This window comes from Bradyrhizobium sp. CFUWI (assembly GCF_056429085.1).
In genome coordinates, this window is record NZ_JBWJZE010000139.1 from 1 (window position 1) to 580 (window position 580).

The 580-nt window shown below is 57.6% G+C and carries 1 protein-coding gene; it reads right to left on the minus strand.

Going from position 1 to position 580, the window contains the following annotated elements; translation table 11 throughout:
• Nucleotides 1–580, minus strand: a 580-nt coding sequence (locus AC066S_RS39090) for a hypothetical protein (protein ID WP_478271945.1), incomplete at both ends; no start/stop codon positions are given.

The window sequence follows — 580 nt, forward strand, 5'->3', positions numbered from 1 at the left end:
CTTCCTCGGCCTCCTGCTCGTCTACCGCACTCGCCTCGAACTGGCTGAAGTCAATGTCGCGTAACGTCGACCAGAATCTGTCGAACGACTTCCTAGCCTCCTCTATTGCCCGCAATGCGGGGTTTGCCTCCTCCAGGTGCCGCGTGAAGTCGACAGCCGCGAATCCGCCAAGGGATTGGTAGCGAAGCCTCTCCAGCATTTTTTGATGCTCCGAGATCGGTTTCAGACCAAGCGCTAGGTCATTCGCTCGCCGGATGATGTCGCTATACCGCACGAGGGCGGGGAATGTGGGGTTCACCAGTTGCTGTTCCATCACGCGCTTGAATTGCGCGGAGATGGATGACCCATCGATTATTTCCTGGACATGTTTTGGGACCGCCGAGTACTTCAGCACTTCCTGGATTTCGCGCTGATAGTCGAAAGCCCGTGCGAAACTCTCCGGCCGAGAGTCTGCGGTGTAGCGATTCGCCAGGTTCTGCATCTGCTGAATTTGGCGCAGCGGACTTCCCTGCCGATCGACCTGATCCTGAAGGCGCCGGATCGCCGTTATCTTAGGGTTGTCTCGCGGTTCGTCTCGTGA